We start from the raw sequence: 26,709 nt of genomic DNA on the forward strand, positions 1-26,709 counted from the left end.
ATTCTCCTCAGAAACAGAGATTTTTATCCTCAATTTCTTGCAATCCTCGCTACGGACGCTTAAGTCCGACAGGCTGCCAGGCTAAACAGTCTGGCAGAGACCCGATGATTAGCTTTTCTTTTGCAGGAGGCATTTGATTTCGGTCAGCTGTTGCTGCAAATCTTCAAGGTTGGGTTGACCCTCATTCTTAATAGCTTCTTCTTCACTGCGCACCTTTTGACGCTCTTCCTCCAGAACGTTGACGACAATACCAATGATCATGTTCAGAAAGGCGAAGGTCGTGAAGAAAATAAAACTGAGATAGTAGGCCCAGCTCAGTGGGTAGACAGCCATGGTTTCATACATGACATCGGTCCAGTCTTCGAAAGTCATGACCCTGAACAGGGTCAGCATACTGATGGAGATATTACCCCAGAGTTCAGGATTGATATTCAGGAAGAAGGTGCTGCCAACAGCGGCGTAGATATAAAAAATGATGAACATCAGCAACATGACATAACCCAGTTGTGGCAGAGCTTTCAGCAGTGAGTTCAGTAGCAGTCGAAGCTCGGGGATGACAGATATCATCCGCAGTACCCGGAAAATTCTGATTAATCGACCCACAAGAGCCATCTCGGTATCGCTGACCGGGATCAGGCTGACGATCACAATCAGGGTGTCAAAGAGATTCCAGCCGGACTTGAAGAAATTCTTTTTGTTCTCTTCGCCAAAAAAGCGGATCAGTATTTCCACCAGAAAAAAGAGTGTAATACCGACGTCCAGCACGCTGATAGTGCCTTCAAGGTACGGTGGCAGCTTATAAGTCTTCGCGCCAATGACCAGGGCAGAGAAGATGATGATACTAACGACAAAGAGCTCAAATATCTTGTTGGAGCGTATGGCGTTGAAGCGAGCCTGTAAATCGCTGTTTTTCATGGTTTGGTTACGATTAAAAAGGGCGGGTTGACTGCCCCGGATGCGACTGCACCGGGCTATGTTTTAATTTTAAGGCAGTTATTCTACCGTGAATAACATTGCCTCCCCAAGAGGGAGGCAAGTATTTTTTCAGCAGGCAGATTCTAAGTATCTGCTTCTCCTGGTGTCTATCAGATAAAAAGCTTATTGAGGGCAGAAAGAATAATCGATAGGGCCAGACAGCGAGTGATTAGCCCTAATGCACGACTCTGCGGGTCTGGTTTCTGCAATCAGCTGGCCGTTGCGGAAAGAGTGGGTTACCACTGACTGACGTCTGATGGCATCAAAGACGGTCTCGGAGTCCAAAACAATCAGGTTGCCGGGTTTCCCTTCTTCAATCCCGTATTGGTCGTGAATATTCAGGCATTTCGCACTGTTAGTGGTAATCAGGTCGATGCCCTGATTTATCTGATCCAGCCCTGTCATTTGACAGCCCACCAGACCTGTAAACAACACTTGTAGCATATTACAGCCCTGCATCGGGAACCATTGGTCAACAATGTCGTCCTGACCAAAGCAAGCATTTACACCGGCCTCAAGCAGTTCTGGTATACGAGTAATACCACGGCGTTTCGGGTAAGAATCCATTCGCCCCTGAAGGTTCAGGTTGGTTACCGGGTTGGCGATAAAGTGTATGCCTGACCGTTTCAGCAGCCGCATCAGCTTCACGACATAGGCGTTGTTATAGGAATGCATGGCAGTAGTATGACTGGCAGTCACACGCTGACCCATGTTGCGTTCCAGAGCCAGACAGGCAACAGTCTCGACAAATCGGGATTGTTCATCGTCTATCTCATCGCAGTGAATGTCGATCAGGCTGTCGTATTTTTCGGCAAGGTCAAAGGCGGTATTGAGAGAGTCCAGAGCATATTCACGGGTGTATTCAAAATGGGGAATAGCGCCGACGGCATCACAGCCAAGTCTCATGGCTTCTTCGAGAAGCTCTGCACCTTTAGGGAAAGATGGGATGCCTTCCTGCGGAAAGGCGACCAGCTGGATATCAATCAGATCTTTAACTTCTTCTTTCAGCTCAAGCAGAGCATGAACTGCGGTAAGACCCGGATCGGTAGTGTCAACATGACTGCGAACATGCTGCACGCCCTGACCTATATACCAGGCAAGTGCTTTTCTGGCTCGTTGCCTGACGTCGTCGTGAGTCAGGTTTTTCTTGCGCTCAGACCAGTTTTGAATCCCTTCAAAGAGGGTGCCTGTGCGATTCCAGACGGGTTCACCTGCCGTTAGACAGGTATCCAGATGGACATGAGGATCAATGAAGGGAGGGAGTGCCAGCTTACCCCCGGCGTCAAGGCTATCAGTGTCAGGCTGGCGTTGAGTACCGGCGGGAGTAACGCTCAGGATCATGCCCTGATTAAAAAGGATATCAAACAGGCCTTCCTGTTGATGTAGACGCACATTTTCAAGACGCATGATATACCTCAGCCCGCTTTTGCCGGAATAGGGCGGTTTTTTAGAATAAAGCATCACATATAAAGGCGAAATGCACCATTACCTCCAAGTCGGGCTAATGGTACAACAGTTTCCAGATAGAAAAAGAGTGGCCCGATCCCATTCATTCGTCAAAACAGGAACCACTGCGAAAACTTGAGAAAGTAGCAACCCAAGTGACCCAAGGGAATTTCACAGTGATTTCTTTTAATTAGCCGTAACGAGCGTCAACTCTGGGTGAGTTGATTGAATGTTCTGGCCAACTCAATCTCTGCTGCCTAGATAGAGTGAACTCGAAGTAGATTGGCTGATGAAGCAACAAATCTAGAAAGTTCAATGGCATGGCAGGCACTGGTTGTACTTCCCTTCCCCTGAGACTGGTTCTGCACATAGGGCAGATATTATTGTCCGATAGCCACCTCGCCAGGCAGTCTTCGTGAAACATATGGCGGCAATCTTCGAGAACCTTGACTTCCCTTCCGGCAAAGGATTCGAGACAAACAGGGCAATTGTCGGTGGGCTCTTGATAAGGTGCTGACGGACTTGGTGTGCCGGGTGGTGTGCCGGGTGGTGTGCCGGGTGGTGTGCCGGGTGGTGTGGTTCCGTTCATATCTCATACTCCTGTCTCTGATTTTTCAAATGGCTTATAGTTTTAGATCATTGTCTATGCATTTAGTTCCCTGTGCATATAAGTACCTAACCAGTTGGTTTCGCATATTCTGGACGGCGGCTTTTTCCACCCTTCTGCGTTCCAACTCTGGTTGCGTAGCTACGGCTACGCGCCCGTCGTTGCGCCTTGAAGGATGAAAAAATCCACTCGCCAGAATATGCGAAACCAACTGGCCAGGTACTTAGAAAAGCTCTTATGCTGAGAAGGTTCTAAGCAACAGACAGAGAATGTTTTTAACGCCCCGTTTTCACTGTTTAATATTTAGTCAGCCAGTAAATAAAGCACTACCAGCCCACATCAGGAGAGGCAACAAGTAATACTTTGATCTAATTGTGAGATCTGAACCAAATTCCTATTGTTAAAGTATCGAAGCTAAGTCTTATGACAAGGATGTTAGTATGATCTTGGAAAAACTTTGCGGTCAAAACTGGCCTGCCCATTTAAGAACAAACTCGGGCTGTCAGGTTAATGGCATTGCCCAGGGTGACTCAGGAAGATTCCGGGTCCGAGAGGTAAGGAGTTGTCAAGTTGAAGAGAATTTGATGCCAAAGGGCGTCTCTGACATAACATTCCGGTCCGCCACCAGAGGTTTGGTGAATATTTCTAAAAGCCTCGCTGCAGCCGCTAATTCTTGTGGGAAATTACCTGACCGAAAGGTAAAAGTAGCGGCAGTAGCTGCTGAATTCACTATTAAGTTGACAATGAAGCTGGTCGTGAAACCACAAATTACTTCTTATTTAAAAACAGCCGTCAAACCATGATAACAAGGTCATTGACCATCGGACTTGAAAGTGCTTTAAACGCTCTCCACCAGCTTTTGCCAAGGTGGTTGTCTGTTGCTCGAAGCGATGGCTATCTTCAGGGAAGCACTTGACTGACGACTTACGACGGTATTTATCAACCAGCGGCCTAAGTTCCCGTGCTTGCTCAGCAATGACCGGATCATTACCAGGTTCCGCACTGGTCAACCTTGCATAGATAGGGTTGTCATCTTCTGGTCAGGTTCCCCTCCCTGCCTGCACTTGTGACACCGGATACTTCACGGTGTAACAAACTAACGTATGGCCTGAGTGCCTGTGCCTGCTCAGCAATGGCCGGATCATTGTTTCGTTCTGCACTACTCAACCTCACATAGATAGGGTTGTCATCTTCAGGCCATGTTCCTCTCCTTGCTAGCACTTGTGTCACCAGATGCTGCACAGAGTACAAATTAACCGATGGCCTGAGTGCCTGTGCCTGCTGAGCAATGGCAGGATCATTGCTATGTTCTGCACTACTCAACCTTACATAGATAGGGTTGTCATCTTCAGGCCAGGTTCCTCTCCCATCCTGCATTTGTGACACCAGATGCTGCACAGAGTACAAATTAACCAATGTCCTGAGTGCCTGTGCCTGCTCAGCAATGGCAGGATCATTGCTGCGTTCTGCACTTCTCAACCTTGCATAGATAGTGTTGTCATCTTCAGGCCAGTTTCCTCTCCCATCCTGCATTTGTGACACCAGATGCTGCACAGAGTACAAATTAACCAATGGCCTGAGTACCTGTGCCTGCTCAGCAATGGCTGGATTATTGCTGCGTACTGCACTTTTCAACCTTGCATGGATATGTTTGTTATCTTCAGGCCAGGTTCGTCTTCCTGCCAGCATTTCTGACACCAGATGCTGCACAGAGTACAAATTAACCAATGGCCTGAGTGCCTGTGCCTGCTCAGCAATGGCCGGATCATTGCTGCGTTCTGCACCTCTCAACCTTATATAGATATATTCGTCATCTTCAGGCCAGGTTCCTCTCCCATCCTGCATTTGTGACACCAGATGCTGCACAGAGTGCAAATTAACCATTGGCCTGAGTGCCTGTGCCTGCAAAGCAATAGCCGGATCATTGCGACGTTCTGCACTACCCAACCTTAAATAGATATATTCGTCATCTTCAGGCCAGGTTCCTCTACCTGCCCGCAGTTGTGACATCAGCTGCTGCACAGAGTAAAAATTAACCAATGGCCTAAGTGCTCGTGCCTGCTCAGTAATGGCCGGATCATTGCTACGTATTGCAGTGCTCAACCTTGCATAGGTACACTCTTCATCTTCAGGCCAGGTTCTTCTCCCTGCCTGCATTTCCGTTACAATTTGAGCAACCTCTTGGAGTGCGATACGAGCAAAGCTGACTAGTCTCTCTTGGTTGACAGTGTTTTCTTTATGGATCAAAAAACCATGTAAAGCGCCCTGATCATGTCGACATTCCGGGCAGGAATTAACTGTTCGCTCATCAATTTCTGTCGTTAACCACAGTTTCAGACAGTCTATATGAAACAAATGCGAACATGACGTTTTCACCACGTCGTCAGATTCCTCAAAATTAGTCAGACATATGCTGCAAGTTCTTCCAACATATTCAACCCCTTGCGCTTCTTCAAAGCTGTTTGACGCAGACTTTGGTAGTATAAATACGGGATACAACATAACTGTCTCTGACTGATGTATCTGCGAATAGCCGGACAAACCTTTCCCTGGAAGTTGAGCAAGCAGTTCTGAGGCATCTAACGGCATTTGGCGGAATAAGGATTTATTGTGTGCCTTTTTAATTCCATCCAAAGCCGCAGATAAATCTGTTGCCCTGACGAATTGTCGGGATTTACCGGAAGTGGTGGGATACCCATTATGAAGCCATTGTTTCAGCCACTGGCTGATCCGGGCCAAAGCTAATAGGTAGTCAAACTGCCAGTCGGGCAGATTAAAAAATCCCTTGGCAGGAATACCCGGCATAAAAGGAGGAGAAGGCGGTGGTGGGTCAAATGGAAAGCCTCCCCCTGATAATCGCAAGTTGGGTTCAGGTATTAATGCGGGCCATTCTGGCAATGCGAAGCTCATGCCGTTTTTCTCTGCTTCCTCAGAAACCTTACCTGTAGCCAGGTCACCCTCGTCACTGTCAGTTCTATCCAGTTGCAATGCAGGGCTGATGCACAAGAAGTTTCCTTGTTCCGTTGAGGGAGTTTCAATGTTATCGCGATTGAGTAGATAACAGTTGAATGAAACTTCGTCTATTGGCACCCTGCCAATGTGGGTAGCATTTGCAGCGACCAGCATTTCTTCAAACAAGGCCAGAGAGTCTTCAGGCACAAAGAAGACAAAATTTGTTATCAGATAAGCCTCCTGGTCAAGCGCCCTGTTTGTGACGATGAGCAGACGTCCTTGAAAACGGCTATCACCAAATCCACTGACTGCCAAAGAGATCAAGAGCGTCCCGATTATAAGAAAGATCACTGTTTTAATTTGCACTCAAATTTCCATCTTCCTTTAGTCAGGGCTGAGTGTAGCTCAGATTGCGGGCAGGCTAGCCTGACAGTTTCGACCATACTCATCGCAATACCTTGCCATCTCCCGGGAAAAAAACAAAAACCAGTCTGAGTAAACCTGCTGTCTGGATCGAAACAGAGTGCTGGTTGACTTCAGTCATTACCGATAACTCAAAGTATCCAGACCCTATAGACCTGAGGGCTGACAGGGTTCATGCTATTGCCCAACGCAAGCAATTCAAAGGACACAAGAGCGATGACAAAAAGAGTAGCTCTGGTCTTGGGCAGTGGTGGTGCCCGGGGTTATGCCCATGTCGGGGTCATTCGGGAGCTGGAGGCCAGAGGGTACAAAATTACGGCTATAGCCGGTTCTTCCATGGGCTCACTGATCGGTGGTCTATGGGCTACGGGTAAACTGAATGAGTACTGTCAATGGGCCGAGACCCTTGATTCGTTCGAGATTATCCGTTTGCTGGATATTTCTTTGGGGCGTCCGGGCGTCATCAAGGGTGACCGTCTTTTTGAACGCATGCGCGATATTATTGGTGACTGTCGTATAGAAGATCTGCCGATTCCTTATACAGCGGTGGCTACCAGTTTGACTTATCGCAAGGAAATCTGGTTCCAGCGTGGTGATCTGGTGACGGCTATTCGTGCTTCCAGTGCCATTCCTTCTTTGTTCAGTCCGGTAGAAATACATGGTCAGGTGCTGGTAGACGGCGGTGTGCTTAATCCTTTGCCAATGGCACCTGCAGGGTCCGCTCTGGCCGATATGGTGGTGGCTGTTGATCTGTTGGGCAAACCTTTTCAGAAAAATGACGGGGCTGAAGAGAGAGAGAAGGAGAAAAAATCCATTTTTGACGGGCTTATTGACAAGTTTGTAGGTGTCAATGAGAGTAAAAAGTCTCAGGATGAACTCAGTGCTTCCATGAGCCTGATGGAAATTTCCAACCAATCCATGGAAGTGATGCAGGAGTCACTTTCCCGATATAAAATGGCGGGCTACCAGCCAGATGTCTTGGTCAATGTGCCTCGAAACATCTGTCAGTTCTACGAATTCCATCGCTTTAACGAGATCGCGGCTGTGGGCAGACAATTGGCTATTGATGCCCTGGATCAATGGGAATCCCGTCACCAGGAGGAGTCTGCCATTCTCCTGGAAGCATAAGTTTCCTCTGTTTGAAAAAAACCTCAACCTATTAGTGAGGCTGAGTGCTGAAGGTGTTTGTGAAGGGTTATCAGGCTTTTCTCTTCAAAAGCACAAGAAGCGACCCGGTCCCGCCTTCTGAAGGGGGTGCTGAACAAAATGCCAGGACTTCCGGAAGCTGTCGCAGCCAGTGATTGACATGACTTTTCAGGGTGTTCTGGCGATTGGTACTGCGGTGTGATTTGCCATGGATAATTCGAACGCATTGCATGCCTTCATTACGGCAGAACAATAGAAACTCTGAAATCAGCTCTCTGGCTTCCTCGATCCTGTAACCGTGGAGATCCAGTTGATACTGGATAGGCAGTAATCCCTGGCGTAACTGGCGCATACGGGTATGTTGAATGCCTGATCTGCTGTATACCAGTTTTTGCTCTGGTTCTATAGGTTCAACCCAGGCTTCCGAAAGAGCGGCTCCGCCCGGCTTGTCTTCCATCTGAGCAGACTGCCGACGAGCTCTGAGTGTACAGTCGGGCACTTTAGTCGCTGGTTTTTTGAGCTCAGCAGAGCGATTGGTTTTCTTCAATGGCCGCACGTCCATCATGGCTTCTTTGAACAGGCCTTCCTGATCGTCGTTATCGTTTTCGGTCATGACTCTGCGCTCATTTTTAAACAGACTTAACAGGCTCCCGGTAGCCTGAAATAGAGGTATTCTAACCCTAATTGTGGTCTGACTAATACCGTGGCAGCTGTTCGGAGCCGTTTGCGGCGAAAAAGTGGTTCTTTGCCTGTGCCTGAATATGCTACCTTATGGCGGTTTTGCAGGGGAGATCCTGAAAGTGACCCAGAGGAGAGAGAGTGACTGAAATCAGTGACACGCATACCGGCAAGTCCTACAGAGCCATCAAGCCCTATGATGGTCTGGTCAGTATCCGGGACTTCATTCGCTGGGCAGCATCACGATTTAACGAAGCCGGGCTGTTTTTCGGGCATGGAAGTGATAATGCTCTGGATGAGGCTTTTCATCTGGTGTTTCAGGTGCTACAGCTGCCCTGGGAATTGCCGGAACCCTACATGGACTGCCGACTTTCCCTGAATGAGCAGGAGAGAGTGGCAGGGCTGATCGAGCGCAGAATTTCAGAACGCAAACCCTTGGCTTACCTTGTCAATCAGGCCTGGTTCTGTGGTCAACCCTATTACGTTGATGAGCGAGTGTTGGTACCTCGTTCACCGATTGCCGAGCTGATTCAGCATCAGTTTCAACCCTGGTTGATGGACATCCGGGTTGAAAGGGTGCTGGATCTTTGTTCAGGTTCCGGCTGTATTGGTATTGCAGCGGCCCATGAGTTTCCTCAAGCCACAGTCGACTTACTGGATATATCAGAAGACGCTCTGGAAGTGGCGGGTATCAATATCGACAGTCATGAGCTCTGGGGCAGGGTTCAGGCCATTCGTTCTGATCTTTTTGAAGCGATCGATCATGCTCCGGAAAAGCCAAAGTATCAGCTGATTGTCAGCAATCCACCCTACGTGGATGCTGAAGATATGGTCGATTTTCCGGATGAGTTCAGCCACGAGCCGGAGCTCGGTCTGGCAGCGGGAGAAGATGGTTTGGATATGGCCCGCGTTATTCTGGCGCGTGCCGCAGACTTTCTGGATGAAAAGGGTTTGCTGGTTCTGGAAGTAGGTAACAGTCATTGGGCCCTGAGAGATGAGTATCCTGATGTGCCGTTTATCTGGCCGGAGTTTGAGGCAGGTGGTCATGGCATCCTGATACTGGATGCCGGAAGCTGTCGTAAATATCAGCCTCTGTTTAGCAGCCGTGAGCAAAGAAAGCAGGCTGAAACAGCTATGAATGACTGAAACCTTTTTCTGGAAAAAGGTTTCACAGTAGAGCATTAAATCCCTGACGGGAGCAACGACGGACAACTGTCAGAGGAGGGGGAAGTTGAAATGGCAGGCAACAGCATAGGCCAGGTTTTCAGGGTTACGACCTTTGGTGAGTCCCATGGTATTGCCCTGGGGTGTATAGTGGATGGCTGCCCTCCGGGCATACCTCTGAGTGAGGCCGATCTGCAAAAGGATCTCGATCTGCGCAAGCCCGGTACCTCTAAATATACGACGCAGCGTCGTGAGCCGGATCAGGTCAGGATTCTGTCCGGCGTTTTTGAAGGTAAAACCACCGGCACCCCCATTGGTTTGCTTATCGAAAATGTGGATCAGCGTTCCAAAGATTATTCCAATATCATGGATCGTTTCCGTCCTGGCCATGCTGACTATACCTACACCCACAAATACGGCTTTCGTGACTACCGTGGCGGCGGACGCTCGTCTGCTCGTGAAACCGCCATGCGTGTTGCAGCCGGTGCGATTGCCCGGAAATACCTGGAAAGTCAGGGCATCGAAATTAAAGGTTATCTGTCCCAGCTGGGCACGATCAGTATCGACAAGATTGACTGGGATGAAGTTCGCAACAATCCTTTCTTCTGCCCGGATGCGGATAAAGTGCCCGCCATGGAAAAACTGATCGATGATTTGCGTCGTGATGGTAATTCTACCGGGGCCAAAGTGACCGTGATGGCTACAGGTGTGATGCCGGGACTGGGTGAACCGGTTTTTGATCGTCTGGATGCCGACCTGGCTCATTCTCTGATGAGCATTAATGCCGTCAAAGGTATTGAGATAGGCGATGGCTTCGACTCTGTAGCCCAGAAGGGAACAGAGCATCGTGATGAGTTGACGCCAGAAGGCTTCCTGTCCAATTCAGCCGGTGGTGTTCTTGGCGGTATCAGCTCAGGTCAGGATATTGTTGCCCATATTGCCCTGAAACCCACTTCCAGCATGACTGCGCCTGGCAAGAGCATCAATATGGAAGGCGAACCTGTTGAAGTGGTCACAAAGGGACGTCACGATCCCTGTGTCGGAATTCGTGCTGTACCCATTGCTGAAGCCATGATGGCTATCACCCTGATGGATCACCTGATGCGTCAACGTGCCCAGAATGCTGATGTGGTCAGTCCGGCTCCGGTTATTCAGGGTCAGGCCTGAACCGTTCCGTTCCCCGGCCCTCTGTCAGGGGTCGGGGGTTGTGTTATGAGTATTCAACGGCTTTCAGTGGCTTACTTTTTGCCAAACTGATCAATGTCTTCAGCATCCCAGGCGTAGTTAATCCAGTGGTCGTGGATGTCCTCACCAGTGAAGAAGTGGTTCAGCCTCTCTGGCAGTGTGCCTTTCTTTTCTTTCAGTTTATTGTGCACGACGAAGGCAGCAAACTCGGTTTCAGGGTGTGTGTCGTACAGATGATTCAGTGTGAACTGCAGAGTGGTTCTTTCATCATCGACCTCATCAATGACCAGAACTTTTTTACCATCCAGGTTGGTGTCTGTTTCCAGCCATTGTAGTTTGACCGGTGTCTCTGATGGCGCCGTACCTGTCTCGTCACTGTAGCGGGAGAGGGATACAATCAGAATCGGTTTGTTGATATAGGTGCGCATGATGCGTGCTGGAATCAGACCACCGCCACCAATGGCCAGGAGATAATCAGGCTCAAATCCGGAGGCTCTGATCTTTTCCGCTGAGGCGCGAATGGTGTTATGGATATCGTTATAGGTGAAATTATATTGCTCCATGAGCACTTAAACCTTTAGATGAATGAAGAGTCTTTTGACAGGCTAATAAAACTGAAGCAGGGAAGGATAGGCGATTTAATATTGATAAGCCAAGTAGGGCTTTCCACTGCAGCATTAAGTTAAGAGGCCATCCGGTTTGAGAATGGCCTGCCTTGGTGTCAGGGTGACGTGACCGGTTGGTACATGGCTTCGATTTCCTTGCGGAAACGTTCCATGATAATCTTTCTGCGCAATTTCAGTGTTGGCGTGATCTCTCCCGTTTCGATGGAGAATTCACGAGGCAGCAGAGTGAATTTCTTAACCTGCTCGTACCGGGCCAGTTCTTTCTGAATGTGATCCAGGCGTTTCTGGAACATAGCCCGGATATCCGCATTGCGGATCAGATCCATTTTGTTTTCGTATTTCAGGTCAGTGCTTTTTGCATACTCTTCCAATGCTTCAAAAGCAGGTACTATCAAAGCAGAAACATAGTTTTTGGCATCAGCAATGATGGCAACCTGTTCAATAAACCGATCCTTGCCCAAAGTGCCTTCTATGTATTGAGGTGCAATATATTTGCCGTTGGACGTTTTCATCAGCTCCTTGATGCGCTCGGTGATGCGAAGCTGCCCTGTCTCATCGATCAGACCTGCATCGCCGGTTTTTAGCCAGCCATCGGCATCAAAGGCTTTGGCTGTTTCATCCGGCTTTTTGTAGTAGCCGCGCATGACGGTTTGGCCTTTCACCAGTATCTCGCCTTCCTGCCCGATTTTAACCTGAGTGCCGGGGAGCGGTGAGCCGCAGCTGCCAAACTGGTAACCCGTATCGCGAAAGCAGGTAACAGTTGCCGTGGTTTCAGTCATGCCATAACCCACTTTGACATTGATGCCAAGGGCATGGAAAAAACGGTTGATTTCGTCATCCAGCCGGGCACCACCACAGGGCATGAAACGGATACGCCCTCCCAGCTTTTCTTTGATTTTGCTGAACACCATTCTGTCAGCCAGCTGGTTCAGGCTTGTCAGATAACCGGGTACTGTCTTGCCCTGGCGCTTCAATTCCATGGTGGTGAGACCGACTTTCATAGCCGTCTTGAAAATAAAGCGCTTAAGCGGAGAGCCCTTTTGTACCATGGTGTTCACGCCGGTATAAATCTTCTCGTAGAAGCGTGGTACTGCACAGACCACCGTTGGCTTCAGTGTGGGCAATATTTCTGCAATTTTGGTCGGATCTTTCAGGTAGCAGTTAACAGCGCCCCGGGTCAGAACGTAATAACTCCAGGCCCTTTCAAAAATATGGCTCAGAGGCAAAAACGCTATGGATACATCGGTATGGTCAATATGAATCAGAAGATCATGTGACTCAAACGATGCACCGATGCTGTTGTAATCGAGCATAACGCCTTTTGGTTGACCGGTGGTGCCCGAGGTATAGATCAGGGTGTAGAGGTCGTCCAGAGCCTGATTTTTCAGGCGTTCTGTCAATAATTCGGACTCAGTGGGAGCACTGGCCATAAAATCACTGAAATACAGTGCTTTATCGCAGCCTTTCAGGTTAGTCCGGGAGTCAAATACAATAACTTTCTCCAGACATTCACAATGGTCCAGAAGCTTCAGCGCGCTATCGAACTGCTCCTGTTCGCCGACAAACAAAATGGAAATTCCGGCATCTTCAATAATGTAGCGAGCCTGCTCAGCGGTATTGGTTGGGTAAATGGGCACAGTGACGCAGCGAGTCTGCAAAATGCCAAGGTCTGCAATAGTCCATTCGGGAAGGTTCTGTGACCAGATCCCGATATTAGTCTGAATCGGCAGATTGTCTGTTAGCAGAGAGCGGGAAACGCAATCGATCTTTTCTCCGAGCTGCTGCCAGTTCATGGATTGCCATTGATGATTTTCAGAGAAACGAATAGCCGTTTGACGGGAATGGTTATTTGAGCGCTGACGAATCAGGCTGACAAGGTGCGACGGAGGATTATCATTCATTGGCAAGCAATATACATATTATAGAAGTGACTGTTTTCTCGGTTCAAAAAACGACACTTTCTGCTTATGGCTGATTTTATTTAGCATCAAACAGGTTGCAGCCTGCTTTCAATGCTTTCGTTTGCGGCGAAGAATATTACAGCAGTAACGATAAATACTATTTGATTTATATCAGTTTTCTAGCAGCCTGTCGGACTTAAGCGTCCTCGCTACGGGGTCGCCTAGACGGGCGCTATTCTCGGTCAGGCTCCTAGGAGCCTGACCGAGAATAGCGCAACCAGACCAACAGAAGTTTTCCCAAATCTTAAAATGAGCAAAAAATATCCAATTATTAGTGGGATTTTGCTCATTTTTGCATATTTATGCCTTCTCACAGCCTCTATGCTGCCTTTTTAGCCTCTTTCAAATCTTCAAGACGGATTGACCTCGTGGAAGCCGCTTTTACAAATTTTTTGATATTATGCGCAGTGCATACCAGTGAAAATTCCGCTGAAACTTTTTCTTTGCTGCGGAGACTGAACCCTCGGAAACCAGATTCTTTTATCTGTCCAAATGGTGGCTCCGCAATAACTTTACGACGCTCATATATGGCTTTCGCACCGGCTGTCTCCATTTTCTTATTCATAGCCTGACGTGCTTTTTCAAACTTATCGGTACGGATAACCCTGCCAGCCTCTTTCTTTGAATCACTGCAATTCCGACGATAAGGGCATTCCCTGCATACCGTCTTGTTTGCCCGGTAGCTTTTTCTTTTGCTTTTGCTGGCCGGGTTCGTTACCAGCTTTTCCCCTGCCGGACAGATAAATACATCAGCTTCGGAATCATACGCAAAATCCGCTTTGACAAACTTCCTGTCAGAGCTTTCAAGGTCGTCAGCGGCAGGCTTCTCCGCCTTGTCGGTTGCGATATAGGCATCAATCTCATGTCGCTCGACTGTATGTAAGTTTGACCCTGAAAAGTAACCATTATCCATACTCCACTTATCTACAGCCGCGCCATCAGTGGCTCCTGATAATGCCCTCAGCGCCGGCTCCACTTCCTGTACATCGTTGGCGTGTTGGCTGACATGCTGGCCAACAATGATCTGGTTATCGGAATCAACTGTAATTTGAGCATTGTAGCTGTACTCACAATACCCCTTCTTGCTCATCATGCGGGCATCGTGATCTGCAAAACTGATCTGCTTTTTGTCGTCTATTGGTTTGTCTGGATTTAAAGCTTTTTCACGTTCTTCAAGTGCTTTCTTGGCCTCTTTGATTTTTTTCAGGCGCTCTTCTTTAAACTGGAGGTCTTCAGGAATGCTGTAACCATTGGTTGCTTTGTAGGCGTCATCTTCTTCCTGATCACACTGACTGGCTTTTTTGATCAGCTCATCCACTTCGGCACTGAGTTCTGCCTCTTTCGCTTTGAGCCTCCCGTAGCTCATGGCCTTGTGTTTTGAGCTGTTGGCTTTGAACTTGGAGCCGTCCAGGCTGATATGACCCAGTGATGCCATTTTGAGTTCAATGGCCAGTTTGACTGACTGTTTGAAGCAGTCATGGAAAAACGACAGATTATCCTTACGAAAGTCACCAAGAACCCTGAAATTCGGGCAGTTCATTTGTGAGATATACATGAACGCCAAGTCTTGTCGACACCGTCGCTCAATCTCACGGGAACTGAAAACACCATGGCTGTATGCGTAGATCAGAATAGCGACAATGAGCTTTGGAGGGTATGCGTGCTGACCAAGGTGGTGATATTTTTTTTCGACTTCAGACGTATTAATGTTCTGAAAAATGCTTTCATAAATAAAACAATCATGATCTTTGGGAAGCAAATCGAAAACGTTGGTTGGGAACAGCAGATGCTGATCAAACTCAACAGGACTGTCCTTAAACTTTGGTGGTGGTGACATTTGGCATAATCAGAGTTGGTTTAAGGCTTATCATAACAGATAAGCCTATTCTCGGTCAGGCTGCTAGGAGCCTGACCGAGAATAGACTGCCCTACTGCGGCGGCAGCAAATTGGTCTGAAAATCCGCTTTTGTTCGTCAAATAGCTCGCTATTCTCCTCACAAAACCGAATTTTCATCCTCAATTTTCTGCCGTCCTCGCTACGGGCGCTATTCTCGGTCAGGCTCCTAGTGCTTCCAGAATGCTGGAGTGAAGAGTACCAAAACGGTAATAACTTCCAGTCTGCCTAGCAGCATTCCCACGCTCAGGAACCATTTGGCGGCATCAGGCAGTGATGAAAAGTTGCCCGCAGGTCCGATAATATCTCCAAGTCCGGGTCCTACGTTGGCAACTGCTGTCAATGCACCACTGAGACTGGTGACAAGATCCAGCCCCAGAAAGCTCAAAAGCAGGGTGAGAATAGTGGTCAGGAGTGCGAAAAAGAAGCAGAAAGCGATCAGAGATCTCAATATGTCGCTACTGATTTGATGGCCGTTGTAGCTTTGTACAAAACAGGCTCTCGGATGAGCCAGTTGTTTCAGTTGAATGCCCAGCAAACGTGCTGCAATCTGAAAACGGAAAACCTTTATTCCTCCTGCTGTGGAGCCTGAGCAGCCACCAATGACCGTCAGGCAGAGGAAGAGGGCGGCTGCAAACCCTCCCCATGACTCGTAGTCAGTCAATGCGAAACCTGTCGTCGTGATCACAGAAGTAGTATTAAAGGCGACCAGGGTCAAAGACTTGAGCAGTGAATAATCACTGTTTATAAACAGTCGCAGAGTCAAAAAGCCCCAGAGTATGAGCAGGAATTTGAGAAAAGCCTGAACCTGGTTATCCCTCAACAAAGACTGAGAATCACCCCTGAGAAATTTGACAAAAAGGACAAAGGGAAGCGATCCAAAAATCATGAACACTATAGCAACCCAGTGAATGAAGGGGTTTTTGAAGTGACCCATGGAGCTGTCGGAAGTTGAGTAGCCTCCGGTGGAAAGCGTGGTCATGGCGTGGTTGATGGCTTCAAAGCCATGCATGCCTCCGAGAAAATAGAGATACGCACAAAAAATGGTCATGCCCAAGTAGATACAAACAATACGTTTGGCGATGCTGCCTGAACGGGGCATGGCTTTGTCTGACCAGTCGGAAGATTCGCTTTGGAACAGACGCATACCACCGACTTTCAGAAAAGGCAGTACCGCTACAGCCAGGACAATAAAGCCAATGCCGCCGAGCCATTGAAGCAGAGAGCGCCACAGCAGGACCCCAGTATTCATCTGGTCAAGTCCACTGAGCACGGTAGAACCGGTGGTTGTAATCCCGGACATGGTTTCAAAGAATGCGTCGGTGTAGCTGATATCCAGCTGTATGTAGAGAGGCAGAGCTGCGAAGGCACTCAGTGTCAACCAGGATGCGTTGGTCAGCAGAAATATTTGCCTTGGTTGCAGGCTGAATACAGGTACACGACAAAAGTAGTAAAGTGGTGCGCCTGCCAACAGGGTGATCAGGGCCGACAAGCCGAATGAATAAATTCCTTCCTCGCCAATGACGAAATCATGCAGGGCTGGCAGTAGCATCAATACTGACAGCATCATCAGAAACAGGCCTATGACAAGCAGAACGGGGCGCAAATTCATGGTTGTTTTTGTTTAATCAGTCAAACCTCGAACTATTGCACTTAAAGGGTTCGAAGTAATTAGGGGTTAATACCAGTACATGGCTTCAATGAGTGTATCCTCAATTTTTGCCATGAAAGCATGTTGCCGCAAGATTCATGGAGCGATCATGAACAGCACGACAACATCAAGTGGATGAGAAAATGAGTCAGCTGAAAAACAGCAGAGCGAAAAATTCGATGCCTTTTGTAAAGGCTGCTTATAAAAATGACTTATAAAAAGAACGGGTTAGATTTTCACGATCACACGACCGGTCACCTGACCCACCGTGATGGCTTCAGCGTACTCAGCAATTTCTTCCAGTGTCACTTCCTGACAGGCAGAGTTGTAAAAATCAGCAGGTAACAGGTCCACCAGTCGCTCCCAGGCCTGAGTACGTTTTTCTGTTGGACACATCACAGAGTCGACGCCCTGGAGGTTTACGCCCCTCAAGATGAATGGCATCACCGTAGTCGGAAGGTCAAAACCTCCTGCCAGTCCACAGGCTGCAACGGCACCGCCATAGTTCATTTCTGAGAGAACCCTGGCGAGCAGCTTGCTGCCAACCGTATCAATTGCACCCGCCCACATTTGTTTATCCAGCGGGCGGGCTGGCTCCTCAAAACGGCTTCTTGGCAGGATCAGTTTGGCTCCCAGGTTGACCAGCATGCCGGAGTTTTCCGGACGACCTGATACAGCGACAACATCGTAATGCAATTTTGCCAGCAGGGCGACAGAAGTACTGCCCACGCCACCACTGGCACCGGTGACCAGAATTTCACCTTTTTCAGGTGTGACACCTGAGTGTTCCAGAGCCATTACGCACAACATTGCTGTCAGACCTGCTGTGCCGATCATCATGGCTTTCTGGCTGTTGAGTCCCTTTGGCATTTTTACCAGTTGACTGGCTTTGACCCTGGCTCTTTCAGACATACCACCCCAGTGGTTTTCACCCACGCCCCAGCCGGTGAGGATAACTTTGTCACCTTCTGAAAATTCAGGATTGTCAGAATTAATGACTGTACCCGCAAAATCAATGCCCGGTACCATGGGAAAGTTGCGGATAATCTTGCCCTTGCCAGTGATGGCCAGACCGTCCTTATAGTTCAGCGAGGAATATTCGACGGCTACCGTGACCTCCCCTTCGGGTAAACGACTGTCGTCCAGTTCCCGGACAGAAGATACAGTGGCTTGGCCTTCCTGCTCCAGCAACAGCGCCTTGAACATACAACACTCCGTCAGTTCTGTGAAAGGTAGTGAAATCGATAGTGGAATTATAGGGACAAGTTGGCGAATAACAATGATCAGCCGGTTTCCTGATTCAGAAGGTCCAGAAGCGCATTGGCCGCATTCGACAGGGTTCGCTCTTTGTGGATGATATACCCCAACTTTCTTGAAGGCGTATGGCATTGTGTGTTCAATGCAATGAGATCGTCGTCCAGCATCGAGGCGGGCAAAATGGTCCATGCCAGGCCGATGGAAGCCAGCATACGGATTGTTTCGAGGTAATTGGAAGACATGGTGGTTTGCAAAGACAGACCTTCTTCTTCAAACAGTGTGCGAACCAGCCGGTGAGTGAATGTGTTTGAGCTTGGCAGAATTGCCTGATGTTCACTTAACTGCTGGGTGGTGACTTTTTTCAGGCTGGATAAGGGGTGGTCTCTGGCCGCCATAAAAATCAGCGGGTCATTCCAGACCAGACGGGATTCAAATCGATCCGGGTTGTCAGGAGAGAGTGTTACGATACCGAATTCAATTTCACCACGACTCAGCATTTCATAAGCCACCTCCGAATCCACAAAGCGAATGTCGAGCTTGACATCCGGGTAGCGGCGGGAGTATTCCCTCAAGATGTCAGGGAGCCTGCGTAAGCCTATATGGTGACTGGTGGCTATGGCCAGAGTCCCTTTTACCTGAGTCTTCAGGTTACTGATTTCCTGACGGGAGTCCTTCATCAAGTCCAGCATTTGTCTGGCTTTGGGCATAAGGATGCGTCCAGCTTCGTTCAAATTGATCTGTCGACCCATGCGATCAAATAACTGGGTGCCTAATTGGCTCTCAAGCGAAGCAATGCGCTTGCTGACGGCCGGCTGGGTTAAATGCAGCTTTTCTGCCGCCTGGGAGAAAGACTTGCACTCAGCAACGGTCAGAAATGCGGTGAGGCTGGGTATATCCATGGTTCAGTTTTTTGTAAGGGGTAAATGATTGATAACTTATAGTTATTAATAGCATGAAAAAGATGAATTTGAGTAATCTGTTCTGTCGTTCTAGGATACCCATAAAACGGAAACGCTGTAATGAGGATTCAACCAATGGCAGGTAAGACGCTCTATGACAAGTTGTGGGACAACCACCTTGTTCGTCAACGAGACGATGGTTCGTCTTTGATCTACATTGATCGACAGCTACTTCATGAAGTCACCTCTCCCCAGGCGTTTGAAGGTCTGCGTCTTGCTGGCCGCCGACCCTGGCGAATTGATGCCAACCTGGCAACGCCTGATCATAATGTGCCAACTACCGTTAATGAGCGCAAAACCGGCATTGATGGTATCGAAGATCCTATCTCGAAAATTCAGGTTAAAACGCTGGATGATAATTGCCACGATTTCGATATCGTCCAGTTCGATATGATGGATACCCGCCAGGGGATTGTCCATGTTGTGGGTCCTGAACAGGGCGCAACTCTGCCAGGTATGACCGTAGTCTGTGGTGATTCCCATACCTCTACTCACGGTGCTTTCGGCGCGCTGGCCCATGGTATTGGTACCTCCGAAGTCGAACACGTCATGGCTACCCAGTGCCTGGTTGCCAAGAAAATGAAAAACATGCTGGTGCGTGTTGATGGCGAGCTGGGTTTGGGTGTTACGCCGAAAGACGTGGTTCTGGCCATTATTGGCAAGATCGGAACCGCTGGTGGTACCGGCTTTGCTGTCGAATTTGGTGGCGACGTTCTGCGAGCCATGAGTATGGAAGGTCGAATGACTGTCTGCAATATGGCTATTGAAGCAGGTGCCCGTGCAGGTATGGTTGCGGTCGATCAGACCACGGTCGATTATGTAAAAGGTCGTCCTTTTGCACCCAAAGGCGAGCTCTGGAACAAGGCGGTAGAGGCCTGGTCCGATCTGCACTCTGATGCTGATGCTGTTTTTGATGAAGTGGTTGTTTTAAAAGGTGAAGACATCAAACCTCAGGTGACCTGGGGTACCTCACCTGAAATGGTTCTGCCTGTGGATGCTAATGTACCGTCCCCGGCAGATGCGGAAGGTTATGCAAGAGCCCTCGAGTACATGGGGCTGACAGCAGGCATGCCGATCACGGATATCCCTGTTGATCGTGTTTTCATTGGTTCCTGTACTAACTCCAGAATTGAAGACCTCAGAGAGGCGGCTGCTGTCGTAAAAGGTCGAAAGGTAGCTGACACCGTTAAGGAAGCTCTGGTTGTCCCGGGCTCGGGTCTGGTAAAAGAACAGGCAGAAAATGAAGGGTTGGACAAAATCTTTGAAGCGGCCGGTCTGCAATGGCGTGAGCCGGGCTGCTCCATGTGTCTGGCCATGAATGCCGACAAACTGGGTGCCGGTGAGCATTGCGCATCCACTTCAAACCGCAATTTTGAAGGTCGTCAGGGTTTTGGTGGTCGAACCCATCTGGTAAGCCCGGCTATGGCCGCAGCGGCTGCGGTAACCGGCCATTTTGTTGATGTGCGTCAGATGATGGGGCAGGGGGCTTAAGACACCATGAAGGCATTTACTATTCATAAAGGTTTGGTAGCACCTCTTGATCGTGCCAATGTTGATACCGACATGATCATTCCCAAGCAGTTTCTCAAGTCCATCAAGCGCAGTGGCTTTGGTCCCAATCTGTTTGATGAGTTGCGCTACCTTGATGAGGGCCAGCCCGGCCAGGATTGTTCAAAGCGTCCGGTGAATCCTGACTTTGTGCTGAATCAGGATCGTTATCAGGGGGCATCGGTACTGATCGCCCGTCAAAACTTTGGTTGTGGCTCCAGTCGGGAGCACGCTCCATGGGCTCTGGATGATTTTGGTTTTCGCTGCGTCATTGCGCCGAGCTTTGCTGATATTTTTTACAACAACTGTTTCAAAAATGGCATTCTGCCGATCACTCTCTCGGAAGAGGCTGTTGACGAGCTGTTCAGTGAAATTGATGCGCAGGAAGGCTATCAGCTGAACGTGGATCTGGAACGTGAAAAAGTGATCAAGCCTGATGGCAGTGAACTCAGCTTTTCGATTGATGAGTTCAGACGTCACTGTCTGCTCAATGGTCTGGACGACATAGGTCTGACATTGCAGGACGCTGATGCGATCAAAGCCTTTGAAGGGCGCCATCGCAACAGTCAGCCCTGGCTTTTTGATGCTATTCATTAAATTTTGCCAGTTTAACAAATAACAAAGTAAGTCGACTCTTGCTCCCATACACCAGAGGCTATTGCAAAGCTCTCACTCCCGCGCCGGGGTCCAAAGGGCCTGAGAGCGTGGGAATCAGCTTTTTGTGACAGCCGCCGGAGCCCTGGGGGAGTTTTTCAACAGCCTGCCCAGTGTCAAATCGAGCTTACAAAACACTGTTTTTAATGAGAGGTAAAGGGAAGTGAGTAAACAGATTTTATGCCTGCCCGGTGACGGCATTGGCCCTGAGATTGTGGCAGAAGCGCTGAAAGTTCTGGATGTCGTTAAAACCCGCTTTGGGTTGGCTATTGAAATCAGTGAAGGTCTGGTGGGTGGTGCTTCGCTGGATGTTCATGGTGTTCCCCTGACCGACGAGACTCTGGCCGAAGCGAAAAAATCTGACGCGATTCTCTTTGGTTCTGTGGGTGGTCCCAAGTGGGATGACCAGCCGATGATGAACCGTCCTGAGCGTGGACTGCTGAAGCTGCGTTCCGAAATGGGACTGTTCGCCAATCTGCGACCAGCAATGCTGTTTCCCCAGTTGGCAGAAGCATCCAGTCTCAAGCACGAACGGGTGGCGGGTCTGGATATTCTGATCGTCCGTGAACTGACCGGTGGTATCTACTTTGGTGAGCCAAGAGGTGTTCGTACCCTCGAGAGCGGAGAGCGGGAAGGTTACAACACCTATGTCTACCGTGAATCTGAAATCAAGCGTATTGCCAAAGTGGCTTTTGAAGCGGCTCAAAAGCGTGGTGGTCGACTGACATCGGTTGATAAATCCAATGTGCTTGAAGTGACCGCTCTCTGGCGTGAAATAGTGTCAGATATGGGCTCTGACTACACCGATGTGGAACTGAGCCATATGTATGTTGATAATGCGGCAATGCAGCTGGTGCGTGAACCCAAACAGTTTGATGTAATGGTCACCGGCAACATGTTTGGCGACATTCTCAGCGACTGTGCTGCTATGTTGACCGGCTCCATTGGTATGTTGCCATCGGCTTCCCTGAACGAAGCCAACCAGGGGATGTATGAGCCTGTGCATGGTTCTGCCCCGGACATTGCCGGTCAGGGTAAAGCGAACCCGCTGGCTCAGATTCTTTCTCTGGCGATGCTGCTCCGATACTCCCTGGGGGAAATTGCAGCGGCAGATGCGATTGAAAAAGCCGTCAGCGATGTTCTGGATCAGGGACTGCGTACCGGAGATATTGCATCAGCAGGTTGCAAACAGGTAAGCACCTCTGAAATGGGCGATGCCTTAGTGGCTTGTTTGAAGGGTTGAGCATTTAGGGAGGCTAGTTATGAAAAAGGTCGGTTTTGTTGGCTGGCGGGGAATGGTCGGCTCGGTTTTGATGGATCGTATGCGTGAAGAAAACGACTTTGCGAATATTGACCCGGTCTTCTTTACCACTTCCCAGCAGGGTCAGCCTGGTCCACTCGTAGGTCAGGATGCGGGCAGACCTGCTACAGCGCTTCAGGACGCTCACTCAATTGAAGCGCTGGCCGCTATGGATATCATTATTTCCTGTCAGGGTGGCGATTACACCAATAAGGTTATTCAGCCATTGCGTGACAGTGGTTGGCACGGCTACTGGATTGATGCCGCTTCTTCTCTGAGGATGAAGGACGACAGTGTTATTGTTTTGGATCCGGTCAATCGTCCTGTTATCGATCGGGCCATTGATGCCGGTGTCAGGAATTTTATCGGTGGTAACTGTACTGTCAGCCTGATGCTGATGGCCATTGGTGGTCTGTTTCGTGAGGGGCTGGTGGACTGGGTCAGCGCCATGACTTATCAGGCTGCCAGTGGCGCCGGTGCCCGAAACATGCGTGAATTGATCGCTCAGATGGGTGTGATTCGCGATAACGTTGCCCGGGAGCTGGCCGATCCAGCCAGTGCCATTCTTGATATTGATCGTAAGACATCTGATCTGCTGCGCAGCTCGGATTTACCACAAAGTGAGTTCGGGGTGCCTCTGGCAGGCAGTCTGATTCCTTACATTGATCGTCAACTGGAGAACGGGCAGAGCCGTGAGGAGTGGAAAGCTCAGGCAGAGACCAATAAGATTCTCGGTCTGGACGGTCAGGCTCTGGTGCCGGTTGATGGTGTCTGTGTTCGTGTCGGTGCCATGCGTTGCCACAGTCAGGCGTTGACCATCAAGCTGAACAAAAATGTGCCAATAGCTGATATCGAAAGCCTTGTTGCCAATGCCAACGATTGGGTTTCTCTGATTCCCAATGATCGTGAGGTGACCATGGAGAAGCTGACACCGGCAGCGGTGACCGGCAGTCTGGATATTCCTGTGGGTCGTATTCGCAAATTGAATATGGGTCCTGAATATCTGTCTGCCTTTACGGTAGGTGACCAGTTGTTGTGGGGGGCTGCAGAGCCTCTGCGTCGGATGTTGGGAATTTTGCTCTGATCCTTCTGGCCAGCCAGTTTTCTGGCTGGCGATCTGCTAAATGTCTGAGTTGAGCTACTTGGTGGGGTCCTTCTGTTGCCCAGGGTTTCGGCGAAACTCTTCAAGAATTTCGGGTAGCACTTCTCCAGGAGGCTTATATGGTCCGCCCGTAGCGAGAACGGGCACCATTCCAGGTCAGCCTTCCGGTTTAAAGAGTTGAAGGATAGATCAAGATAATAAGAGTGTTTTTGTGTCTTCTTCACTAAGAGCCTGACCGAGAATAGACTGCCCTACTGCGGCGGCAGCAAATTGGTCTGAAAATCCGCTTTTGTTCGTCAAATAGCTCGCTATTCTCCTCACAAAACCGAATTTTCATCCTCAATTTTCTGCCGTCCTCGCTACGGGCGCTATTCTCGGTCAGGCTCCTAAGAGGGTGTCGCAAAACTTCAACAGCTCGTTCTCACGCTCTGAAGTCGTCATTCCCGCGAAGGCGGGAATCCAGCGCCAACGGTGGATCTCTGCCTTCTCGGGGATGACAAGGCCAGGGGGACACCGGGCAGTATGGTTCTGGTGGAGAGTCAGTGTGGATTCCCGCCTTCGCGGGAATGACGAGAATGAAGCCGGCAATGACGGGAGTCAGCGCGTTCCCACGCCGGAGAGAGTTTTGCGATACCCTCTGAAGGGCGGGTGTCATTTCAAGGAGGTGATTTCAAGGAGTTAGGTCATTGTTCCGGTTTACATCAGCAAGCTTGTGTTTTCGATGTATTCTTTTATGATTCGTCAAGTCAAAAGCGTTCTTGCAGACCGTCCCGCATGGTCTCTGCAGACCACCCTCTGAGACCACTGTCATATCGCAGGTTTGTGGTTCGCTGTGGTCTTTCCTTTTGTGGTTCGACAGGGCTTTGGCATTATCGAAGAGCTTTTCGCATGGCCATGGTCGGCCATCCTTACCGACTTGTGTCAGGTTGCAGGTTTTTGGTCCGGTATGGTATGTGCTTTTGTGAATAGACAGGCTTGAAGCACTTTTACACACCGACCCGCATGGCCGCCGCTGCCCATCCTTCCCAATGACAGTTTCCTTACAGGTTTGTTGCCTGGTGTGATCTCTTCTTATGTGATCACTCAGGTCCTGAGAATTCTTGTAGGTCTTGCCGCATGGCTGCTGCTGGCCATCCTCTCCGGCCACAGCCACGCCACAGATTCGTTTCCCGCTGTGGAATCTGCTTTTGTGACTCGACAGTTTTTGAGCGTTTCTGCAGACTACCCCGCATAGTCGCTTCTGGCCATCTTTCTCAACTAGGGTTGCGTCACAGGTTTGTTGTCCAGTATGGAAGGTTCTTTTGTGATCCGCCAGGGCTTTAGAATTTCTGCAGTGCGCCCCGCACCGGCGAGGCTTGCCATCGTCCCCGATCACGTTTACGCCACAGCTTCGTTGCCCGCTATGGTGATTGTTTTTGTGAGCTGACAGGGCTTTAGCATTGCTGCAGACTGCCCCGCATGGCTGCGGCTGACCATTCTTCCCGATCACCATCACGACACAGGTTTTTTGCCCGGTATGGCATCTTTTTTTGTGATCCGACAGGGCACCAATATTTCGGTAGACCATTCCGCATGGTTGTGGCTGGCCATCCTTTCCGACTACTTTTACGTGACAGATTTTTTCCCCGCTATGGCATAAGCTTTTGTGATTCGACAGGGCTTGAAGACTGTTGTAAGACTTTCCGCATGGTCGCTGCTGGCGGTCTTTCCCAACCATGGTCAGGTTACAGGTTTGTTGCCCGGTGTGGACACTTCTTTTGTGATACGCGAGAGCTGCAGCATTCTGGCAGACCGTTCCGCATGGCCCTGGCTGGCTATCCTCCCCGACGAGTGTAACGCCACAGGTTCTTTGTCCGGTATGGTATCTGTTTTTGTGAGACAAAAGTATTTTTTGATTCTTAAAGACCTTCCGGCATTGCCGCAGTTGGCCATCTTCGCCGACTAAGATCACGTTGCAGGTTGCTCGCCGGTCATATTCAGTTGTACCGGCTGCGGCTGAACCTATTGAGTCTGCGACCCCGTCTGAGGCGACCCCGTCTGAGGCGACCCCGTCTGAGGCGACCCCGTCTGAGGCGACCCCGTCTGAGGCGACCCCGTCTGAGGCGACCCCGTCTGAGGCGACCCCGTCTGAGGCGACCCCGTCTGAGGCGACCCCGTCTACAGAGCTGCAACGATAGCAGTGTTTATTGGCCACGTGGGAGCATGAACTTTCTCCGGATGTTTCTTCAGTGTCGTATGTCGAACTTTCTTCAGAATCTGGCTCTATGCTGTCGGATAAGTCGGAAGATTGTCGGAATCGACAAACACCATTACAGGGATAGGTATAACAATTTAAACCCAAAGTATGCAGGTGTTGTTCAGGATCTTCGTCACCGTCGGCAGAGTCAGAAAACAGAAGACTGGTGAAATAGCCTGTGCTGTAAGTGCTGGCTTGTGGAGCACGTCCTGATGATTCCGGTGCTTGATAATAGGGTTGGCCTTGTTCAGAGCCTGGCATCACAGCAGTGATAGCAAGCCGGTAATTTTCACTCGCTTCCTGTTGCTCAGTAGAGTTAAACAGCAGTGAATTGGCGTTCCAATAGCTTTTTAAAAGCCAACCAACGGTGATAACTGCTTCTATAGCTAAGGATGAATAAGGGTTTGAGCTTGGAGAGGCATCTCTGGTGGTCAGAATGAACTCACAAGCAACCAGCAGATTCGTCGCATAAAGCCATGGCCACGAAATCGACTCTACAAGAGTCGCTTTCATTTTTTGACTGTAAGGCACTTGTCGTTTTATATCAGCTGATGAGTCTGGCTCTACATTGCCGTTTGTATCGACAATGTCTGATGGGTTGCCTGAAAATGTTGGTCGGTTAAGCTTTATAGAAAAGTTATGATCGGGAAAATCTGCATTCTGTTCAACCTCGATAACAAAACGTCTTGCCAACGCTTTAGTCTGGCAGACGACAGAAAACGACAGTAACAGCAGTGCCGCAAAAAGTGAGTGTTTAATAATTCTATCCTTGCCCTGTGGTTTACAGAGAAGAAGGATAGATTAAGAACACAAGAGTGTTTCTTTATCTTTTTCATCAAGAAGGCGTTGTAAAACGCCAACAACCAGGATTTGTGGATCTCAATCACCTGACAGTCTGCTGAACCCTGGCTGAATCGGGCCGTCACCCGTTCACCTTCAGTCAGT

At 49.3% G+C, this 26,709-nt stretch carries 21 protein-coding genes; 8 read left to right on the forward strand and 13 right to left on the reverse strand.

The features are described 5' to 3' along the window. Positions 1-108: 108 nt before the first annotated feature. The 3 genes from ACO6VG_RS16920 to ACO6VG_RS16930 all read right to left on the reverse strand — a co-directional run bounded on the left by ACO6VG_RS16920 (position 109) and on the right by ACO6VG_RS16930 (position 3,010). The gene (locus tag ACO6VG_RS16920) at positions 109-915 is read right to left on the reverse strand and encodes an ion transporter (RefSeq protein WP_422133384.1); all 807 of its coding nucleotides are present in this window, start codon (positions 913-915) and stop codon (positions 109-111) included. 183 nt (positions 916-1,098) lie between these two features. Then, positions 1,099-2,382 (reverse strand): cytosine deaminase, encoded by a 1,284-nt coding sequence (codA, locus tag ACO6VG_RS16925; RefSeq protein WP_422137747.1) that lies wholly within the window; start codon positions 2,380-2,382, stop codon positions 1,099-1,101. A 229-nt stretch (positions 2,383-2,611) separates the two neighbouring features. Further along, positions 2,612-3,010: an RING finger domain-containing protein gene (locus tag ACO6VG_RS16930; protein WP_422474815.1), complete on the reverse strand. Its 399-nt coding sequence runs from the start codon at positions 3,008-3,010 to the stop codon at positions 2,612-2,614. A gap of 653 nt (positions 3,011-3,663) precedes the next feature. Here ACO6VG_RS16930 and ACO6VG_RS16935 point away from each other — a divergent pair. After that, positions 3,664-3,831 (forward strand): hypothetical protein, encoded by a 168-nt coding sequence (locus tag ACO6VG_RS16935; protein ID WP_422442386.1) that lies wholly within the window; start codon positions 3,664-3,666, stop codon positions 3,829-3,831. A 226-nt stretch (positions 3,832-4,057) separates the two neighbouring features. On the opposite strand, the gene ACO6VG_RS16940 is transcribed toward ACO6VG_RS16935, so the two are convergent. After that, positions 4,058-6,346, reverse strand: a complete 2,289-nt coding sequence (locus ACO6VG_RS16940; protein ID WP_422474817.1) for an RING finger domain-containing protein — start codon at positions 6,344-6,346, stop codon at positions 4,058-4,060. A gap of 273 nt (positions 6,347-6,619) precedes the next feature. On the opposite strand from ACO6VG_RS16940, the gene ACO6VG_RS16945 reads away from it, so the two are divergent. After that, a complete protein-coding gene (locus tag ACO6VG_RS16945; protein ID WP_422133389.1) occupies positions 6,620-7,531 on the forward strand; it encodes a patatin-like phospholipase family protein in 912 nt (303 codons plus the stop codon). A 70-nt stretch (positions 7,532-7,601) separates the two neighbouring features. On the opposite strand, the gene ACO6VG_RS16950 is transcribed toward ACO6VG_RS16945, so the two are convergent. Further along, a complete protein-coding gene (locus tag ACO6VG_RS16950) occupies positions 7,602-8,162 on the reverse strand; it encodes a Smr/MutS family protein (RefSeq protein WP_422133390.1) in 561 nt (186 codons plus the stop codon). A gap of 206 nt (positions 8,163-8,368) precedes the next feature. On the opposite strand from ACO6VG_RS16950, the gene prmB reads away from it, so the two are divergent. Continuing rightward, positions 8,369-9,373 carry a 50S ribosomal protein L3 N(5)-glutamine methyltransferase gene (prmB, locus tag ACO6VG_RS16955; RefSeq protein WP_422133391.1) on the forward strand — a complete coding sequence of 335 codons (1,005 nt, stop codon included), beginning with the start codon at positions 8,369-8,371 and terminating at the stop codon, positions 9,371-9,373. Between the two features lie 90 nt (positions 9,374-9,463). Then, positions 9,464-10,558, forward strand: a complete 1,095-nt coding sequence (gene aroC / locus ACO6VG_RS16960; RefSeq protein ID WP_422133392.1) for a chorismate synthase — start codon at positions 9,464-9,466, stop codon at positions 10,556-10,558. Between the two features lie 71 nt (positions 10,559-10,629). Here the strand turns inward: aroC and ACO6VG_RS16965 are convergent, their stop codons facing one another. The 6 genes from ACO6VG_RS16965 to ACO6VG_RS16990 form a co-directional block, all read right to left on the reverse strand. After that, positions 10,630-11,139 (reverse strand): phosphoribosyltransferase, encoded by a 510-nt coding sequence (locus ACO6VG_RS16965; protein ID WP_422137751.1) that lies wholly within the window; start codon positions 11,137-11,139, stop codon positions 10,630-10,632. A gap of 158 nt (positions 11,140-11,297) precedes the next feature. Continuing rightward, entirely contained in the window at positions 11,298-13,103 is a 1,806-nt protein-coding gene (locus ACO6VG_RS16970; protein ID WP_422133394.1) for an AMP-dependent synthetase/ligase, read from the reverse strand. Between the two features lie 379 nt (positions 13,104-13,482). Beyond that, positions 13,483-15,000, reverse strand: coding sequence for an IS1182 family transposase (locus ACO6VG_RS16975; protein WP_422474439.1), 1,518 nt, complete (start codon positions 14,998-15,000; stop codon positions 13,483-13,485). 226 nt (positions 15,001-15,226) lie between these two features. Further along, a complete protein-coding gene (locus tag ACO6VG_RS16980) occupies positions 15,227-16,669 on the reverse strand; it encodes a TrkH family potassium uptake protein (protein ID WP_422133396.1) in 1,443 nt (480 codons plus the stop codon). A gap of 267 nt (positions 16,670-16,936) precedes the next feature. Further along, positions 16,937-17,914 (reverse strand): MDR family oxidoreductase, encoded by a 978-nt coding sequence (locus tag ACO6VG_RS16985; protein ID WP_422133397.1) that lies wholly within the window; start codon positions 17,912-17,914, stop codon positions 16,937-16,939. A 77-nt stretch (positions 17,915-17,991) separates the two neighbouring features. Continuing rightward, entirely contained in the window at positions 17,992-18,864 is an 873-nt protein-coding gene (locus ACO6VG_RS16990; RefSeq protein WP_422133398.1) for a LysR family transcriptional regulator, read from the reverse strand. Between the two features lie 135 nt (positions 18,865-18,999). Between ACO6VG_RS16990 and leuC the strand changes: the two genes are divergently transcribed. From leuC to asd, 4 genes are all read left to right on the forward strand, one after another. Continuing rightward, positions 19,000-20,415, forward strand: a complete 1,416-nt coding sequence (leuC, locus tag ACO6VG_RS16995; RefSeq protein ID WP_422137099.1) for a 3-isopropylmalate dehydratase large subunit — start codon at positions 19,000-19,002, stop codon at positions 20,413-20,415. Positions 20,416-20,421: 6 nt separating this feature from the next. Continuing rightward, on the forward strand, positions 20,422-21,069 hold the full coding sequence (leuD, locus tag ACO6VG_RS17000; protein ID WP_422133399.1) for a 3-isopropylmalate dehydratase small subunit: 648 nt from the start codon (positions 20,422-20,424) through the stop codon (positions 21,067-21,069). Positions 21,070-21,289: 220 nt separating this feature from the next. Next, positions 21,290-22,369, forward strand: coding sequence for a 3-isopropylmalate dehydrogenase (gene leuB / locus ACO6VG_RS17005; RefSeq protein ID WP_422133400.1), 1,080 nt, complete (start codon positions 21,290-21,292; stop codon positions 22,367-22,369). Positions 22,370-22,388: 19 nt separating this feature from the next. Next, positions 22,389-23,510: an aspartate-semialdehyde dehydrogenase gene (gene asd, locus ACO6VG_RS17010; RefSeq protein ID WP_422133401.1), complete on the forward strand. Its 1,122-nt coding sequence runs from the start codon at positions 22,389-22,391 to the stop codon at positions 23,508-23,510. Between the two features lie 439 nt (positions 23,511-23,949). Here asd and ACO6VG_RS17015 read toward each other — a convergent pair whose 3' ends face one another. Continuing rightward, on the reverse strand, positions 23,950-24,183 hold the full coding sequence (locus tag ACO6VG_RS17015; RefSeq protein ID WP_422133402.1) for a hypothetical protein: 234 nt from the start codon (positions 24,181-24,183) through the stop codon (positions 23,950-23,952). Between the two features lie 15 nt (positions 24,184-24,198). Further along, a complete protein-coding gene (locus ACO6VG_RS17020; RefSeq protein WP_422474820.1) occupies positions 24,199-26,457 on the reverse strand; it encodes a hypothetical protein in 2,259 nt (752 codons plus the stop codon). Between the last annotated feature and the right edge of the window lie 252 nt (positions 26,458-26,709).

The organism is Endozoicomonas sp. ALB032 (assembly GCF_049310125.1).
Classification (GTDB): Bacteria; Pseudomonadota; Gammaproteobacteria; order Pseudomonadales; family Endozoicomonadaceae; genus Endozoicomonas_A.

Coding starts and splice junctions, on each gene's coding strand:
- ACO6VG_RS16975 (WP_422474439.1), bottom strand. CDS start 15,000: ATGTCACCACCACCAAAGTTTAAGGACAGTCCTGTTGAGTTTGATCAG.
- ACO6VG_RS16965 (WP_422137751.1), bottom strand. CDS start 11,139: ATGGAGCAATATAATTTCACCTATAACGATATCCATAACACCATTCGC.
- asd (WP_422133401.1), top strand. CDS start 22,389: ATGAAAAAGGTCGGTTTTGTTGGCTGGCGGGGAATGGTCGGCTCGGTT.
- ACO6VG_RS16920 (WP_422133384.1), bottom strand. CDS start 915: ATGAAAAACAGCGATTTACAGGCTCGCTTCAACGCCATACGCTCCAAC.
- leuD (WP_422133399.1), top strand. CDS start 20,422: ATGAAGGCATTTACTATTCATAAAGGTTTGGTAGCACCTCTTGATCGT.
- leuC (WP_422137099.1), top strand. CDS start 19,000: ATGGCAGGTAAGACGCTCTATGACAAGTTGTGGGACAACCACCTTGTT.
- ACO6VG_RS16990 (WP_422133398.1), bottom strand. CDS start 18,864: ATGGATATACCCAGCCTCACCGCATTTCTGACCGTTGCTGAGTGCAAG.
- ACO6VG_RS16945 (WP_422133389.1), top strand. CDS start 6,620: ATGACAAAAAGAGTAGCTCTGGTCTTGGGCAGTGGTGGTGCCCGGGGT.
- ACO6VG_RS17015 (WP_422133402.1), bottom strand. CDS start 24,183: ATGACACCCGCCCTTCAGAGGGTATCGCAAAACTCTCTCCGGCGTGGG.
- aroC (WP_422133392.1), top strand. CDS start 9,464: ATGGCAGGCAACAGCATAGGCCAGGTTTTCAGGGTTACGACCTTTGGT.
- ACO6VG_RS16970 (WP_422133394.1), bottom strand. CDS start 13,103: ATGAATGATAATCCTCCGTCGCACCTTGTCAGCCTGATTCGTCAGCGC.
- ACO6VG_RS16980 (WP_422133396.1), bottom strand. CDS start 16,669: ATGAATTTGCGCCCCGTTCTGCTTGTCATAGGCCTGTTTCTGATGATG.
- ACO6VG_RS16985 (WP_422133397.1), bottom strand. CDS start 17,914: ATGTTCAAGGCGCTGTTGCTGGAGCAGGAAGGCCAAGCCACTGTATCT.
- codA (WP_422137747.1), bottom strand. CDS start 2,382: ATGCGTCTTGAAAATGTGCGTCTACATCAACAGGAAGGCCTGTTTGAT.
- ACO6VG_RS16950 (WP_422133390.1), bottom strand. CDS start 8,162: ATGACCGAAAACGATAACGACGATCAGGAAGGCCTGTTCAAAGAAGCC.
- ACO6VG_RS16930 (WP_422474815.1), bottom strand. CDS start 3,010: ATGAACGGAACCACACCACCCGGCACACCACCCGGCACACCACCCGGC.